Annotated in this window: 9 protein-coding genes; 7 read left to right on the top strand and 2 right to left on the bottom strand. The window is 68.0% G+C overall.

From position 1 onward, the window contains the following. Positions 1 to 21: 21 nt before the first annotated feature. Entirely contained in the window at positions 22 to 2,274 is a 2,253-nt protein-coding gene (locus tag ACZ6C6_RS15095) for a glycosyl hydrolase family 18 protein (protein ID WP_469202832.1), read from the bottom strand. A 214-nt stretch (positions 2,275 to 2,488) separates the two neighbouring features. Continuing rightward, positions 2,489 to 6,055, bottom strand: a complete 3,567-nt coding sequence (locus tag ACZ6C6_RS15090; protein ID WP_469202830.1) for a GH92 family glycosyl hydrolase — start codon at positions 6,053 to 6,055, stop codon at positions 2,489 to 2,491. 779 nt (positions 6,056 to 6,834) lie between these two features. Here ACZ6C6_RS15090 and ngcE point away from each other — a divergent pair. From ngcE to ACZ6C6_RS15055, 7 genes are all read left to right on the top strand, one after another. Then, on the top strand, positions 6,835 to 8,277 hold the full coding sequence (gene ngcE, locus ACZ6C6_RS15085) for an N-acetylglucosamine/diacetylchitobiose ABC transporter substrate-binding protein (RefSeq protein ID WP_469202828.1): 1,443 nt from the start codon (positions 6,835 to 6,837) through the stop codon (positions 8,275 to 8,277). 50 nt (positions 8,278 to 8,327) lie between these two features. Continuing rightward, positions 8,328 to 9,251, top strand: a complete 924-nt coding sequence (locus ACZ6C6_RS15080; protein ID WP_469202826.1) for a carbohydrate ABC transporter permease — start codon at positions 8,328 to 8,330, stop codon at positions 9,249 to 9,251. 94 nt (positions 9,252 to 9,345) lie between these two features. Next, entirely contained in the window at positions 9,346 to 10,263 is a 918-nt protein-coding gene (locus ACZ6C6_RS15075; protein ID WP_469202824.1) for a carbohydrate ABC transporter permease, read from the top strand. 223 nt (positions 10,264 to 10,486) lie between these two features. After that, positions 10,487 to 11,686 (top strand): ROK family transcriptional regulator, encoded by a 1,200-nt coding sequence (locus tag ACZ6C6_RS15070; protein WP_164399655.1) that lies wholly within the window; start codon positions 10,487 to 10,489, stop codon positions 11,684 to 11,686. Between the two features lie 123 nt (positions 11,687 to 11,809). Continuing rightward, positions 11,810 to 12,877 carry a sugar ABC transporter substrate-binding protein gene (locus ACZ6C6_RS15065; protein ID WP_469202822.1) on the top strand — a complete coding sequence of 356 codons (1,068 nt, stop codon included), beginning with the start codon at positions 11,810 to 11,812 and terminating at the stop codon, positions 12,875 to 12,877. A gap of 235 nt (positions 12,878 to 13,112) precedes the next feature. After that, the gene (locus ACZ6C6_RS15060) at positions 13,113 to 13,901 is read left to right on the top strand and encodes an ATP-binding cassette domain-containing protein (protein WP_063822575.1); all 789 of its coding nucleotides are present in this window, start codon (positions 13,113 to 13,115) and stop codon (positions 13,899 to 13,901) included. Next, complete coding sequence (locus ACZ6C6_RS15055; protein ID WP_469202819.1) at positions 13,898 to 15,196, top strand: sugar ABC transporter permease; 1,299 nt, start codon at positions 13,898 to 13,900, stop codon at positions 15,194 to 15,196. Before ACZ6C6_RS15060 ends, ACZ6C6_RS15055 begins: the two co-directional genes overlap by 4 nt. Positions 15,197 to 15,266 lie beyond the last annotated feature (70 nt).

Here is a 15,266-nt window from a genome sequence, read left to right as displayed (position 1 = left end):
CGGCGGCCCGGCCCGGCGGCCTCACCCCAGGCCGTCGGTCATCGCGTTGAGGAGGGTGCCCGACGCGTCGTCGTTCTCCAGCGAGAAGGCGAACATGCCGGCCAGCCCCCTGCTCTTCGCGTAGTCGGCCCGTGCCTTGATGGCGCGGGGGGTGTCACCGGTCCAGAAGTTGGTGCCGTCGTAGATCCAGGAGCTCTCGGTGACCGGGTCCCAGTGGGTCTGGGCGTCTGTCGCGTTCAGCTCCTTCCAGGCGGCGAGCCCGGCCTCCTGGCTGAGCTGCTTGGCGGGCGTGGGGCCGGTGGCCGACTGGTAGAGCCCGTAGTCGTCACCGGCGGGCACACCGGTCCAGCCGCGCCAGTAGAAGGGCACGCCGAGCACCAGCTTGGAGGCGGGGAAGCCGCCCGGGATGCCGTACGCGGGAAGCCCGTCGGTGTACGCGGTGACGGCGGTGTCGAGGTTGTACTTGGCGGTGCCGGGCGTGATCGGCGTCGTCGGATCGGCGGGGCTGTCGTGCAGCGGGTCCTGGTGGTTGGTGGGCCCGGTGGCGTCCCAGGCGCCGTGCATGTCGTACGTCATGACGTCCGCGTAGTCCAGGTAGTCACCGATCCTGTCGGTCTCCAGGTACGCGATCTTGTCCTGGCCGCTGGGCAGGGCGGCGGTGAGCAGGAACCGCTTGCCGATCGCCGCGCCGTACGCGTCGAGCTGCGTGCGGAACTCCTTGAGCAGCAGGGTGAAGTTGGCCTTGTCGGCGGCGGAGTAGTGGTTGCCGGTGTGACCGCCGGCCGAGCCCGGGTACTCCCAGTCGATGTCGATCCCGTCGAAGATCCCGGCCGCCGACGCGGGGCCGCCGGACGGGTCGCCCTGCACGTTCTTCGGCAGGTTGCCCTTCATGAACATGTCGATGCAGGAGGAGACGTACGCCTTCCGGGAGGCGTCGGTCGCCGCGGCGTCGGAGAAGTACTTGGAGTAGGTCCAGCCGCCCAGCGAGACGGTGAACCGCAGGTTCGGGTACTTCGCCTTCAGTGCCCGCAGCTGGTTGAAGTTCCCCTTCAGCGGCTGCTCGTAGACGTCGGCGGTGCCGTCCACGCTGTCGGCCGCCGAGACGTCCGCCTGGTAGTCGGCGTACGCGTCACCGGCGCCGTCGCCCGCGTTCGGGTTGTCCTCGTTGCCCGCGTCGGACGCCTTGATCGCCTCGAAGCACTTGTGCGTCGTGGGGTGGATGTTCTCGAACGCGTAGGTGACGACGTCCAGTCCGGCGGCGGCCCCGCTGGTGCCGATGTGCTTCGGGTAGTAGGCGTTCTCGTAGATGCCCCACTGGTCGAAGTAGGCGGAGGCGTAGGGCTTCGCGGCGGGCGCGGCCCCGGTGGTCACGGTGACCGCGGTGGACTGGGCGGAGGCGTGCGAGCCCTGGTAGCCCTGCACGGTGAAGGTGTACCTGTGGTTCGGCAGCAGCGAGCTGACGGCGACGGTGGTGCCCATGGAGGTGGCCACGAGCTGTCCGCCCGACCACACCTTGTACGAGGCCACGCTGCCGTCGTCGGACGAGGTCGTCGATCCCTTCCACGTGAGCACGGCGGCGTTCCCGGTGACCTTCGACGCGGTCAGCCCCTTGGGCGTGGTGACCTTGCCGTCACCGGTGGGCCCGTTGGGGTCGGCCGGCGGGTCGGTCGGGTCCGTGGGGGGATCGGTCGGGTCGGTGGGCGGGTCGGTCGGGTCCGTGGAGCCGCCACCGGGCCCGGTGAGGCTGAGATCGTCCGCGTGGTAGGCGCCCTGCCCGTACCAGCCGTGCGTGTAGACCGTCACCGAGGTGGTGTTCGCGCCCGTCCTGAAGGTCGTGGACAGCTTCTGCCACGAGGAGGCGGACGGCGCCCAGGCGCTCGCGTCCACCCCGGTTCCGGTGGCGCCCAGGTAGACGTAGGAGCCCTGCACCCAACCGGACAGGGTGTACGAGGTGTTGGGCTGCACGGCCACGGTCTGGCCGCACTGCCCGGTGTCGGCGGCGGTGGCGTTGCCGGCCAGCCCGCCCGATCCGCTGTGCGCGGTGGAGGTGACCGAGGCGCCGTTCGTACAGGTCCAGCCGCTCAGCGAGCCGGTCTCGAAGCCGGCGTTGGTGAGGAGTTCGGCGTCGGCCGCGGCGGCGTGGCCGGGGACGGCGGCCAGGGCGGCCCCGGAGGCGACGAGCACGGCGGCGACCGCCAGCGCTCCGTTGCGTCGTGCGCGGGCCGCCGGTCCGCGCACCTGCGCGGTCGGGGAGCCTGCTGGGCGTGCGGACATCGTGCCACCTCCGGGTACGGGTGCGGTTTATGTGTGCATGCCAGACGGCCGTCCTCTACGGAGATTGGACTGGACCAATGCGCCGGGTCAAGCGCGGAGCGGGACTTGGGGGAAACTTGGTGTAGACCAATTTCGGTGGAACGCGCCGTACGCAGCACGACCGGGCGGGACCAGAAGGCCCCGCCCGGTCGTGTCGCTCGGCGCGGTCGCGCGGTCAGGCGATCAGCTCCACCTCCGCGAGCGACGCCTCACCGTCGAACACCAGCCGGTAGTGCGCGTACGAGCCGGGGGACTTCACGGAGAAGGCCCGCGTCTGCTTGTCCCAGGCGAAGGACTGGCCGGACCGCTTGTCGAGATCCTTCCAGCTCTTGCCGTCCGACGAGCCCTGGAGCACCCAGCCGGCCGGGGCCGTGGCCTTCGCGGCCGAGGTCAGCGTGTACTGGACGCCCTCGGTGGCGGACGGGACGGGCAGCTCGACCGTGGCGGCGGTGCCGGTGGTGGCCGAGGTGTTGTCGAACAGCGGGCCCTCGCCCTTCAGCACGTCCTTCCGCGGGGACGGCACCTGGTCGTCCTTGGTGATGGAGACCGGCGCGGCGTCCTTGCCGGTGCCCCAGGCGGACGGCTTCGGGCCCATGTCGAAGTCCAGCGTCCCGCCCTTGGCCAGCAGGTCGTGCGGCAGCGAGGTGGAGGTCCACTTCTTGCCGTTCACCCGCAGGCCCTGGACGTAGATGTTCTTCGCGCTGTTCTTCGGCGCCTTCACGACCAGCGTGCGGCCGTTCTCCAGGTGCACCGTCGCCTTGGTGAAGAGCGGCGAGCCGATCGCGTACTCGCCACTGCCCATCACCAGCGGGTAGAAGCCGAGCGAGGAGAAGAGGTACCAGGCCGACTGCTCGCCGTTGTCCTCGTCGCCGTGGTAGCCCTGGCCGATCTCGCTGCCCGTGTACAGGCGGCCCAGGACCTCGCGGACCTTCTCCTGCGTCTTGTACGGCTGCGAGGCCGCGTCGTACATGTACGTGACGTGGTGGGCGACCTGGTTGCTGTGCCCGTACTGGCCCATCCGCACGTCACGGGCCTCCGTCATCTCGTGGATGACGCCGCCGTAGCTGCCCGCGAACTCCGGGGTGCCGGTCTCCGGGGTGGCGAAGTACGTGTCCAGCTTCTTGGCGAGCCCGTCCCGGCCGCCGTACAGGTTGGCCAGGCCCTTGCTGTCCTGCGGAGCGGTGAAGGCGTAGCCCCAGCCGTTGGTCTCCGTGTAGTCGTAGCCCCAGACGCGCGGGTCGTAGAGGCCGGACGGCAGCCGCCAGTCGCCCTTGGCGTCCTTGCCCTGGAAGAAGCCGGCCTTGTCGTCGAACAGCTCCACGTAGTCGCGGGCCCGGTTCATGAAGTACTCGGACTCGTCCTTGTAGCGCTGCTCGTGCGTCTTCCTGTAGAGCGCCTCGCCCATCTTGGCGATGCCGTAGTCGTTGACGTAACCCTCCATCGACCAGGACATGCCCTCATGGGTCCTGGTGTCGGCGTACCCGGTGAAGGGGGACGTCTCCATGCCCTTGCGGCCCACGCCCGAGGACGGCGGGACGACCGTCGCGTTCTTCACGGCCGCGTCGTACGCCGCCTTCGCGTCGAAGTCCACGCCCTTCACGTACGCGTCGGCGAACGCCACGTCCGAGGAGGTGCCGGTCATCAGGTCCGCGTAACCCGGCGAGGACCAGCGGGAGATCCAGCCGCCGTCCTTGTACTGCTGCACGAAGCCGTCGACCATCTCGCCGGCCCTCGAAGGTGTCAGCAGTGAGTAGGCCGGCCAGGTCGTCCGGTAGGTGTCCCAGAAGCCGTTGTTGACGTACACCTTGCCGTCCACGATCTTCGCGCCGGTGTGCGTCGGGGTGTCCGAGCCGGTCTGCGGGGAGAAGGGGGAGGCGTACTTGTCCTTGCCGTCGACCCGCTCGGAACCCGAGTTCGGGTAGAGGTAGAGCCGGTACAGGCTGGAGTACAGCGTGGTGAGCTGGTCGGCGGTGGCGCCCTCCACCTCCACCTTGCCGAGCAGGCCGTCCCAGGCGTCCTGCGCCCTGTCCTCGACCCGCGCGAAGGAGCGCGCGGCGGGGATCTCGGCGGCCAGGTTCTTCTTCGCCTGGTCGATGCTGATCAGCGAGGTCGCCAGGCGCAGGTTCACCGTGCGGTCCTTGCCCGCGTCGAAGCGCAGGTAGCCGGTGACGTCGTCACCGCCGCCGCCCGAGAGCTTGCCGCTCGCGGTGACCGGCGCGTCGAAGACGCCGTACACGAACAGCCGCGTCGCCCCGGTCGAACCGCCGCTCTTCACGTCGGAGAAGCCGGTGAACGAACTGGTCGCCGGATCCAGGGTGAGCCCGCCGTCGTTGGAGACGTTGTCGAAGACGATGCTCGCGTCCTTGCCCGGATACGTGAACCGCATCCGCGCCGCGTGGTCGGTCGGCGTCATCTCAGTCTTGAGGCCGTTCTCGAACGTCACGCCGTAGTAGTGCGGCCGCGCGGTCTCGTTCTCGTGCCTGAACGGCAGCGCGCGGCCCGTCCGCGAGGCGTCCGGGGTGCCGGAGGCCGCCGAGGGCATCAGCTGGAAGGTCTGCCGGTCGCCCATCCAGGGGCTCGGCTCGTGGCTCGCCGCGAACGCCTGGAGCGTGGGCAGGTTGTCGTCGTTGTTGCCCCGCGCGTAGTCGTAGAGCCAGCTGGTCGAGCCGGCGTTGGTGACCGGCGTCCAGAAGTTGAACCCATTGGGCACGGCCGTCGCGGGGAAGTTGTTGCCGCGCGAGAAGGAGCCGCTGGAGTTGGTGCCCCGGACGGTGGACGCGTAGTCCGAGAGGTGCGCCTTGCGCTTCGCCGGCTTCGCGGGCGCGATCTTCAGGTCGTCGATCCAGCCCTGGAACTTCGCCGGGCCCTTGGGGGAGTCGTAGGCGACCAGGACGCGGTCGACGGTCTTGCCCGCCGCGACGGTGCCGATGGCGGCGTCGACCTTGTTCCACTGGTTGACGTAGAGCCGCTTGGCGTCCGCCTGGCCCTGCGGCGTCAGCAGGCCGCCGTTGGTGTCGGTGGCGCGCAGGTCGCTCAGGTAGGTGCCGTCCGTGAAGGCCAGGTCCACCGCGACGTGCGTGGCCGGGTAGGACAGGTCCGTCTCACCCATCTGCGGGTAGACCAGGTAGGACAGCTCGGTGTCCCGCTCGACGCGCGTGTTGACGTCGAACACCTTGTTGTACGAGTACGCCCGGCCGTCCGCCTTGTGGGTGCCCGCGTACCGCAGCGCCCTCTTGCCCGTGAAGCCCGCGCCGGCCTTGGCGGTGGGGGAGCCGGAGGGGCCGTTGCTGATCTGCGTGCGCATGTCGGAGGGCGCGGGGGCGGAGGTGTCGCCGTCGGAGAACTGGACGTCGGCGAGCTGGGTGGCGTCGGTGGCGCCGTTGTTCTTGGTGATGTCCAGACGGAAGTGCTGGTACGCCTTGTCCGCCTCGAAGTCGTACGACTTGGTCTGGAAGCGCTCGCTGAAGGTCTGGCCCGTCCGGGTGTCCAGGTCCGTCCAGGTCTTGCCGTCGTCGGAGCCCTGGAGCGTCCAGTCCTTGGGGTCGCGCTCGTCGTGGTCGTCGGCGGAGGTGAGCGCGTAGGTCACGACCTTCACCGGTTCGGTGAGGTCGAACTCCAGCCACGCGGTGGGCTCGAACGACAGCCACTTCGTACGGGATTCGCCGTCCACGAGGTTTTCCTTCACCTCGCCGCCGCCGGTGTTCTCGTCGCTGGCGCGGACACCGGTGACCTGGTCGGTCACATTGCCCGGTATTCCGGAGGAGAATCCGCCATCGACACCCGATGACCGCTTCTTTCCGTCGGGGCCCTCTTCTACGGAATTACGCCAGTCCGGTTGCTTTTCGTCCTCCTCGAAAGAGGTGCTGAACGTCCGGTCACCCGCGGGTTTCTGACCTCTCGGGCCGGGCCCGGCCGATTGAGCGGCGGCCGCCGTGGGGGCTGTCACGACCAGGGCCAAAGAGGCCGCGATCAGCGCTGCCGTGCTGCTTCGTCTCGTGCGAGAACGGTGTCGGGGGTGCATGCCGAGCCGATTCCTCTCGGGGAAGTGTGCGCTTGGACAACGTTGTCAGAAGATGCGCAGGAACCAGTAGGGAGCGAAGTGGCTCATGCTGTCAAGGGAGTTGGGGCGCATGCCGCCGCCGAATCGACCGGAATGCGGAAATCGTTACATCCGAAGGAGGGTCCGGAGTGTCGAGGTATCCGAGAGGTCTCAACTCGGGAAAGACTGCCGTGCAACCTTGCTTTCGATCTTGCTCAGTTGGCGGCAAGTGGACTATACCTGTCGGCGTCCGCACAGCTGCTTCACCGGTTGTGCGGCTGGGGGACACGGGGGCAGGACAACGCGACGCCGCAGGTGCGTCTGCTGTTCGGTCCCCCGGCGCCCCCCACGGCAATCGTTAGCCTGAAATCTGTACCACCCAAGCGCAACTGACCGCGGTGGCGGGGCCCTTCGCTGAGGCGAATTACGACGGGGCGACCGGTACACACCGCCTGAGTCCTGGAGAAGGCGAGGACTTGAGCATGGGATCCACCTCCGCCCACAACAATGAGGGCCTTGGCCGTCGCGATGTGATCAAGCGTTCTGCCGCACTCGGTCTGATCACCGTTCCGACCATGAGCTTCCTGTCCGCCTGCGCGAGCGGCGACAGCGGTGGCGACGAGCCCGTCAAGAAGGGCAAGACCAGCGCGAAGAACCCGCTGGGTGTCAACGAGAGCGCCGCGCTCGACGTGGTGATCTTCAACGGCGGATTCGGCGACCAGTACGCCAAGGACGCCGAGAAGAAGTACGGCGAGGCATTCCCCAAGGCCAAGGTCAAGCACACCTCGACGCAGAAGATCCAGTCGCAGCTCCAGCCGCGCTTCAACGGCGGCACCCCGCCGGACCTGATCGACAACTCGGGTGCCGAGCAGATGGACATGGGTGTCCTCGTCGGCAAGAAGCAGCTGCTCGACCTGACCCCGCTGATGGACGCCCCGTCCTACGACGACCCGAACAAGAAGGTCCGCGACACGCTGCGTCCGGGCGTTCTGGAGATGGGCCAGTTCGACGGCGACCCGGTCTGGATCATGTACTACGCGTACACCGTGTACGGCGTCTGGTACTCGCAGACCAACCTGGAGAAGCTCGACGCGCAGTACCCGGAGAACTGGGACGACATGCTCGCCCTCTGCGCGAAGGCGAAGAAGAAGGGCATCGCGGGCTGGACGTACGCGGGCAAGTACCCGTACTACCTGCCGTTCTCCCTCTACCCGTTCATCGCCAAGATCGGCGGCCGAAAAGTCCTCGACAAGATCGACAACCTGGAGCCGAACGCCTGGAAGGACCCGGCCGTCAAGGCCGCGTTCGAGGCGTACTACGAGCTGAAGCAGAAGGGCTACATCCTCAACGGCACCACCGGCCTGACCCACATCCAGTCGCAGACCGAGTGGACCAAGGGCAAGGCGCTCTTCCTCCCGAACGGTTCGTGGGTGGAGAACGAGGCGGCGCCGACCACGCCCAAGGACTTCAAGATGATGGTCTCGGCCCCGTCCAGCCTGGACTCGTCCGACAAGATGCCCTTCGGCACCATCTGGGCGTCCGGCGGCGAGCCCTTCGTCGTCCCGGCCAAGGCGGCCAACCCGCAGGGCGGCATGGAGCAGCTGCGCATCATGCTCTCCGAGGAGTCCTCGAAGAACTTCACCAAGCAGGTCAAGTCGCTGAGCGCCTACAACGGCGGCACCGATGGTCTGACCCTCTCCACGGCCATGCAGGCCGGTGTCGACGCGCTGAAGAAGGCCGGCGACAACGTGGTGAACCCGCGCATGCAGGACTGGTACGTGAAGCTCCAGAAGGAGCAGATCGGCGCCGGTCTCGGCGAGATGATGGCCGGGCGTCTGACGCCCGCCGAGGCCATCAAGAAGATCCAGGCCTACGCGGACGCCGCGGCCAAGGACCAGTCCATCAAGCACTACAAGCACCAGTGAGCAACCGTCACCAGCGGCGGCACCCGCGGAAAGATCGGGGTCGGTAAACGATGCAGCACGGCAAGTACCGGTTCATTGTGGGGTTCCTGGTAGTCCCCTTGGCCTTGTACGCGGTCTTCGTCATCTGGCCGTTCATCCAGGCCATCTACTATTCCTTCACCGACTGGACCGGACTGAGCCCGGACTTCAAGATGGTCGGCTTCGGCAACTATTCGCGGATGCTGAAGGACGACATCTTCTGGAAGTCCCTCCAGCACAGCGTGATTCTCGTGCTGGTGCTGCCGCTGGTGACGCTGGGCCTCGCGCTCTTCTTCGCCTTCATGCTCAACGTCGGAGGCCGCCGGCGGAAGAACGCCGCGGTCTCCGGCGTGCGGGGCTCGGCCTTCTACAAGATCGCCTACTTCTTCCCCCAGGTCCTCTCCATCGTCATCGTCGCCCTGCTGTTCCAGTTCGCGTACAACCCGACGTCCGGCATGGTGAATTCGGCGCTGAAGGGGATCGGTCTGGACTCCGTCCAGCCGGAGTGGCTGGGCGATCCGAACCTGGCGCTGATCTGCGTCATGGTGGTGCTGGTCTGGTCGACGGTCGGCTTCTTCGTCGTCCTCTTCTCGGCCGGAATGGCTTCCATTCCCAAGGACTTCTACGAGGCGGCGCTCCTGGACGGGGCCAGCCGCATCACCACGTTCTTCAAGATCACGGTGCCGCTGCTCTGGGACACCATCCAGTCGGGCTGGGTCTACATGGGCATCCTGGCCCTCGGTGTCGAGGCGTTCACGGCCGTCCAGGTCATGACGGTCGGCCCCGGCGGTCCCGACTACTCGACCACGATCCTGCCGCTGTACGTCTACCAGACCGCCTTCCGCGACGGTCAGGCCGGCTACGCGACGACGATCGGTGTCGGACTCCTCATCGTCACCATGGCGTTCGCCGCCGTCGTGATGCGGCTGGGCCGGCGCGAGCGGCTGGAGTTCTGATGCCGCGCTTCCCGGGACGCGTTCCCCGGACCCCCAGCAGGCAAGACAGCCCGGCCGCGGCGGCCGGCTCGACAGTAGTACGAGGTGAGCACGCGTGAAGGCCACTGAAACCCCTCCCGCGGTCGCGGCGACGGATCCGGCCCCCGTGTCCAAGTCGCCCGCCCCGGCGGGCAAGGGGAAGAGCAGCGAGGGGAAGACCCTCAACGTCTTCTCGCACGGCGTGCTGATCATCTGGGCGATCCTGGTGGTGATGCCGCTGCTCTGGGCGGTCATGTCGTCGTTCAAGGACGACGACTCGATCCTGTCGACGCCGTGGGCGCTGCCGGACAAGCTCCACTTCGAGAACTGGTCGCGCGCCTGGAGCCAGGCGCACATGAGCGACTACTTCTTCAACACGATCGTCGTGGTGGGCGGTTCGCTGATCGGCACGCTGCTGCTCGGCTCGATGGCGGCCTACGTGCTGGCCCGGTTCGACTTCCCGGGCAACCGCTTCATCTACTACCTGTTCATCGGCGGGATGAGCTTCCCGATCATCCTGGCGCTGGTCCCGCTGTTCTTCGTGATGAACAACATGGGGATGCTGAACACGCGGCACGGGCTGATCCTCGTCTACATCGCGTACTCGCTGCCCTTCACCGTCTTCTTCCTCACCTCCTTCTTCCGGACGCTGCCGGGGTCGGTGGCGGAAGCGGCGATGATCGACGGGGCCTCGCACACCCGGACGTTCTTCCAGGTCATGCTGCCGATGGCCAAGCCCGGTCTGATCAGCGTCGGCATCTTCAACTTCCTCGGCCAGTGGAACCAGTACATGCTGCCCACGGTGCTGAACACGGACCCGAACTACCGGGTGCTCTCGCAGGGTCTGGTCGAACTGGCCACCAGCCAGGGGTACAAGGGCGACTGGTCCGGGCTCTTCGCCGGTCTGGTGATGGCGATGCTGCCGGTCCTCGCGGCCTACATCATCTTCCAGCGCCAAGTCGTGGCGGGGCTGACCGCGGGAGCGGTGAAGTAAAGCCCCGTACACCCCGAACGCACTTCACGAACGAAGCGAACCGCCCGCCGGCATCCCAGCCGGCGGGCGGTTCGTCTGTGTACGGGGGAGTTCGCCCGGGCCGCCGGGCCCGGGAGCGGCGCTCATCGGTGGCTCCGACTGCTCAAGGTCTTGACGGGGCCTGCCCCAAAACGGTCAGCTTAGAGTTCACATGTTGGAGAATATGGCAGGAGTGAGTGAGTCGATGGAGACTCCGGGGTCGCAGACGTCTCTGCATCGCGCCAACCTTGAGCGGGTCGTGCGCGCCGTACGCATGGCTGGTTCGCTCACCCAGGCGGAGATCGCCAGGAGCACGGGCCTCTCCGCGGCCACCGTCTCCAATATCGTTCGTGAACTGAAGGACAGCGGCACGGTCGAGGTGACCCCCACCTCGGCGGGCGGCCGCCGGGCCCGCAGCGTCTCGCTGAGCGGCGACGCGGGAATCGTGATCGGCGTCGACTTCGGCCACACCCACCTGCGCGTGGCCGTCGGCAACCTGGCCCACCAGGTGCTCGCCGAGGAGTCCGAGCCGCTGGACGTCGACGCCTCCTCCGCCGAGGGCTTCGGACGGGCGGAACAGCTGGTCAACCGGCTGATCGAGACGACCGGGATCAGCCCGGGCAAGGTCATCGGGGTCGGCCTCGGTGTACCCGGCCCGATCGACGTCGAGTCCGGCACCCTGGGCTCGACGTCGATCCTGCCGGGGTGGACGGGCATCAACCCCAGCGAGGAGCTGTCCTCGCGCCTCGGCGTGCCGGTGTACGTGGACAACGACGCCAACCTTGGAGCCCTGGGTGAGCTGGTCTGGGGGAGCGGCCGGGGGGTCAGGGACCTCGCGTACATCAAGGTCGCCAGCGGTGTCGGCGCCGGTCTGGTGATCGACGGGCACATCTACCGGGGCCCGGGCGGCACGGCCGGCGAGATCGGCCACATCACCCTCGACGAATCGGGCCCGGTCTGCCGCTGCGGCAACCGCGGCTGCCTGGAGACCTTCACGGCCGCGCGCTACGTCCTGCCCCTGCTCCAGCCCAGCCACGGCCCCGATCTCACCATGGAGCGGGTGGTCCAGCTGGCCCGCGAGGGCGATCCGGGGTGCCGCCGGGTGATCGGTGACGTCGGGCGCCACATCGGCAGCGGGGTGGCCAACCTCTGCAATCTGCTGAACCCGAGCCGCGTGGTGCTGGGCGGCTCGCTGGCCGAGGCCGGGGAGCTGGTCCTGGGGCCCATCAGGGACTCCGTGTCGCGTTACGCGATCCCCAGCGCGGCCCGGCAGCTCTCCGTGCTTCCTGGGGCCCTGGGGGGCCGTGCGGAGGTGCTGGGCGCGCTGGCGCTCGTCCTGAGCGAGATGGGGGATTCAACCCTTTTGGAGAGCACTCTCCCCGCGGCCACTCCTGCCTTCACTTAGATAACGAATGGCACCGTTGTCATCTCGTTAAGGATTTACTCCTTGACGCCGCCCTCGCGGCCGAGTTGACTTCCAGCCACCTCGGCCGCGACGTTGCGGCCTCGTCAGGGAGGCAAACCCCCAATGAACGCAATGACGCGACGCATCGTCATAGGCACGGCCGCCGTTTCGATGGCCGTCTCCCTCGCCGCGTGCGGCAAGGCCGGCGACGACAAGAAGGACTCGGCGGACTCGGGCAGCAAGACCAAGATCGGTCTGCTGCTCCCGGAGAACAAGACCGCCCGCTACGAGACGCTGGACAAGCCGCTGTTCATCGAGGCGGTCAAGAAGGACTGCGCCGACTGCGAGGTCGTCTACAACAACGCGGGCGGTGACGTCGGCCAGCAGAAGCAGCAGTTCGAGCAGCAGATCGCCGACGGCATCAAGGTCATCGCGATCTCCTCGGTCGACGCCGAGAAGTCCGCCGCCTGGGTCGAAGCCGCCCACAAGAAGGGCGTCAAGGTCGTCGCGTACGACCGCGCCATCGCCGGCGCCGACGCCTACGTCAGCCACGACAACGAGAAGATCGGCCGCCTCCAGGGCCAGGCCGTTCTCGACGCCCTCGGCGCCAAGGCCGCCAAGGCCAACCTCGTCATGATCAACGGTGACGAGAAGGACCCGAACGCCGGTCTGTTCAAGAAGGGCGCCCACGCGTCCCTCGACGGCAAGATCAAGATCGCTTACGAGGCGTCCGGCGAGTGGGACCCGAAGATCGCCGGCGAGAAGATGACCGCCGCCATCTCCTCGGTCGGCAAGGGCAAGATCGACGCCGTCTACTCCGCCAACGACGGCATGGCGGGTGGCATCATCACCTCCCTGACCAACGCCGGCATCAAGGACATCCCGGTGGGCGGCCAGGACGCCGAACTCCCCGGCATCCAGCGGATCATCGCCGGTACGCAGACCTTCACGATCTACAAGTCGCCGAAGCAGCTGGCCCCCGAGGCCGCCAAGTTCGCCGTCAACCTGCTCCAGGGCAAGGACATCGGCGCCCAGGGCGAGACGGACGGCGTTCCGTCCACGCTGCTTGAGCCGACCGTGGTGAACAAGGACAACATCCAGTCCACCGTGATCAAGGACGGCATCTACAAGGCCGCCGACGTCTGCGTCAAGGACATCGCCGCCAAGTGCACCGCGCTGGGCATCAAGTAGTACCTCCGCGCGCCGGGGCCGTCCGGCCCCGGCGCGTGCGGGCCCCCTTCCGTCCCGCACGGCGGAATCCGCCCGCCCCATGACTGTCCGGCCCCGGCCGGCTCACACCCCGCTTCCGGCCGGGTGCCGGACACTCTTCCCCCCCCCAGTGCTTCCCGTATGTCGACGCTGCCCTCGCGGCGCGGCGTCTCCGCCGGTCAGGCGGCACATCCCCGCCGGTCAGGCGGCGAAGGAGATGGTTCACGTGTCACAGACGCCCGTGCTGGCGTTGCGTGGAGTCTTCAAGCGATTCGGAGCGGTCCAGGTCCTCTCCGGTGTCGATCTCGAAGTCCACGCCGGAGAAGTGGTCGCCCTCGTCGGCGACAACGGTGCCGGAAAGTCCACGCTGGTCAAGACGATCGCCGGCGTGCACCCCATCGATGAGGGCGTCATCGAGTGGGAGGGCGCGAAGGTGGACATCAGCCGTCCGCACGACGCCCAGAACCTCGGCGTCGCCACCGTCTACCAGGACCTCGCGCTCTGCGACAACCTGGACGTCGTCGCCAACCTCTTCCTCGGGCGCGAGATCAAGAAGGGCGGCGTCCTCGACGAGGTCGCCATGGAGAAGCGGGCCCAGGACCTCCTGTCCACCCTCTCCATCCGCATCCCCAGCGTCCGCATCCCGGTCGCCGCGCTCTCCGGCGGTCAGCGCCAGGTCGTGGCCATCGCCCGCGCCCTGGTCGGCAACCCCAAGATCGTGATCCTGGACGAGCCCACCGCGGCCCTCGGCGTCGAGCAGACCGCACAGGTCCTCGACCTGGTGGAGCGGCTGCGCGAGCAGAACCTCGGCGTCATCCTCATCAGCCACAACATGGCCGATGTGAAGGCCGTGGCCGACAAGGTCGCCGTGCTGCGACTCGGCCACAACAACGGCGTCTTCCCCGTGGCCACGACCAGCCACGAAGAAATCATCGCCGCGATCACGGGCGCCACGGACAACGCCGTGACCCGCCGCAAGTCGCGCAGCGCGGAGGCATCCAAGTGAGCAACACCAACGAGACTTCGGCCAAGGTCCCGGCCCAGGCGGAGCCCACCGAGGCCCCCGCGGCGGCGCCCGACGCCGTCAGGGTCGTGGACCCCCGGCTGCTCGTCCGCGAGCAGGGCTTCAAGGGCTACTGGACCGAGTTCAAGCGCAAGGTGCGCTCGGGCGAGATCGGCTCGCTGCCCGTCGTGGTGGGCCTGATCATCATCGGCATCGTCTTCCAGGCCGAGACCGGCAACTTCCTCACCTCGTACAACCTTGACCAGATCACGCTGTACGCGGCGGGCCCCGGCATCATGGCCGTCGGCATCGTCTTCGTGCTGCTGCTCGGCGAGATCGACCTCGCGGTCGGCTCCGTCGCGGGTCTCGCGGGCGCGGTGTGGGCCGTCCTCGGCACGGACATGCCCGACGGCCTCGCCATCCTGCTCGGCATCCTCTCCGGCACGGTCATCGGCGCCTTCCACGGCATCGTCTTCGCCAAGATCGGCGTGCCGGCGTTCGTCGTGACCCTGGCGGGCTTCCTGGGCTGGGCCGGCATGCAGACCTGGGTGATGGGCGAGAAGTCCACCATCACCACCCCGCTCGGCAGCTTCGTCCGGGACCTGACCAGCTACTACTTCGAGGACGTCGCCGCCGCCTACGGCCTCGCCGTGGCCGTGATCGTCCTCTTCTACCTCACGCAGCTGCGCGACGCCCGGCGCCGCAAGGCCGCCGAGCTGCCGTCCCGCCCGCAGAGCGAGATCATCCTGCGCACCGCGCTGCTCGCCGTGCTGGCCCTCCTCGCCGCGTACGCGTTCAACCAGGAGCAGGGCCTCCCGCTCTCCCTGGTGATCTTCCTCGCGATCCTGGTCATCACCGACTTCGTGCTGCGCCGCACCACGTACGGCCGTCAGGTCTTCGCGGTCGGCGGCGGCGTCGAGGCCGCGCGCCGTGCCGGTATCAACGTGTCCTGGATCCGCATCTCGGTGTTCATGATCTCCGGCACGCTCGGTGCGGTCGGCGGTCTCTTCCTGGCCTCCGCGACCGGCGGCGCCGACCGCTCGCTCGGTGGCGGCAACCAGCTCATGATGTGCATCGCCGCGGCCGTCATCGGCGGTACGTCCCTGTTCGGCGGACGCGGCAAGGTCTGGTCGGCGCTCCTCGGCATCCTGGTCATCCAGTCGATCGTCCAGGGCCTCAACCAGATGAACCTGTCGTCCAACGCGATCCAGTACATGATCACCGGTGCGGTCCTCCTCATCGCCGTGATCATCGACTCGGTCTCCCGCAAGACGCAGAAGACGGCGGGCCGCGCCTAGCGACACCGCAGGCCGCGCGCCGTACGCACCACCCGCCGGAGCCCGGCGCCCCCACGGAGGGCGCCGGGCT

The sequence above is a fragment of the Streptomyces sp. NPDC041814 genome, from assembly GCF_055590565.1.
The sequence above is the reverse complement of the archived record's forward strand: the minus strand, read 5'-3'. Positions and strand labels throughout refer to the sequence as shown.

Excerpts from the sequence above, each read along its gene's own strand:
- ACZ6C6_RS15095 (WP_469202832.1), bottom strand. The coding sequence starts at position 2,274 with ATGTCCGCACGCCCAGCAGGCTCCCCGACCGCGCAGGTGCGCGGACCG.
- ngcE (WP_469202828.1), top strand. The coding sequence starts at position 6,835 with ATGGGATCCACCTCCGCCCACAACAATGAGGGCCTTGGCCGTCGCGAT.
- ACZ6C6_RS15080 (WP_469202826.1), top strand. The coding sequence starts at position 8,328 with ATGCAGCACGGCAAGTACCGGTTCATTGTGGGGTTCCTGGTAGTCCCC.
- ACZ6C6_RS15070 (WP_164399655.1), top strand. The coding sequence starts at position 10,487 with ATGGAGACTCCGGGGTCGCAGACGTCTCTGCATCGCGCCAACCTTGAG.
- ACZ6C6_RS15065 (WP_469202822.1), top strand. The coding sequence starts at position 11,810 with ATGAACGCAATGACGCGACGCATCGTCATAGGCACGGCCGCCGTTTCG.
- ACZ6C6_RS15060 (WP_063822575.1), top strand. The coding sequence starts at position 13,113 with ATGGTTCACGTGTCACAGACGCCCGTGCTGGCGTTGCGTGGAGTCTTC.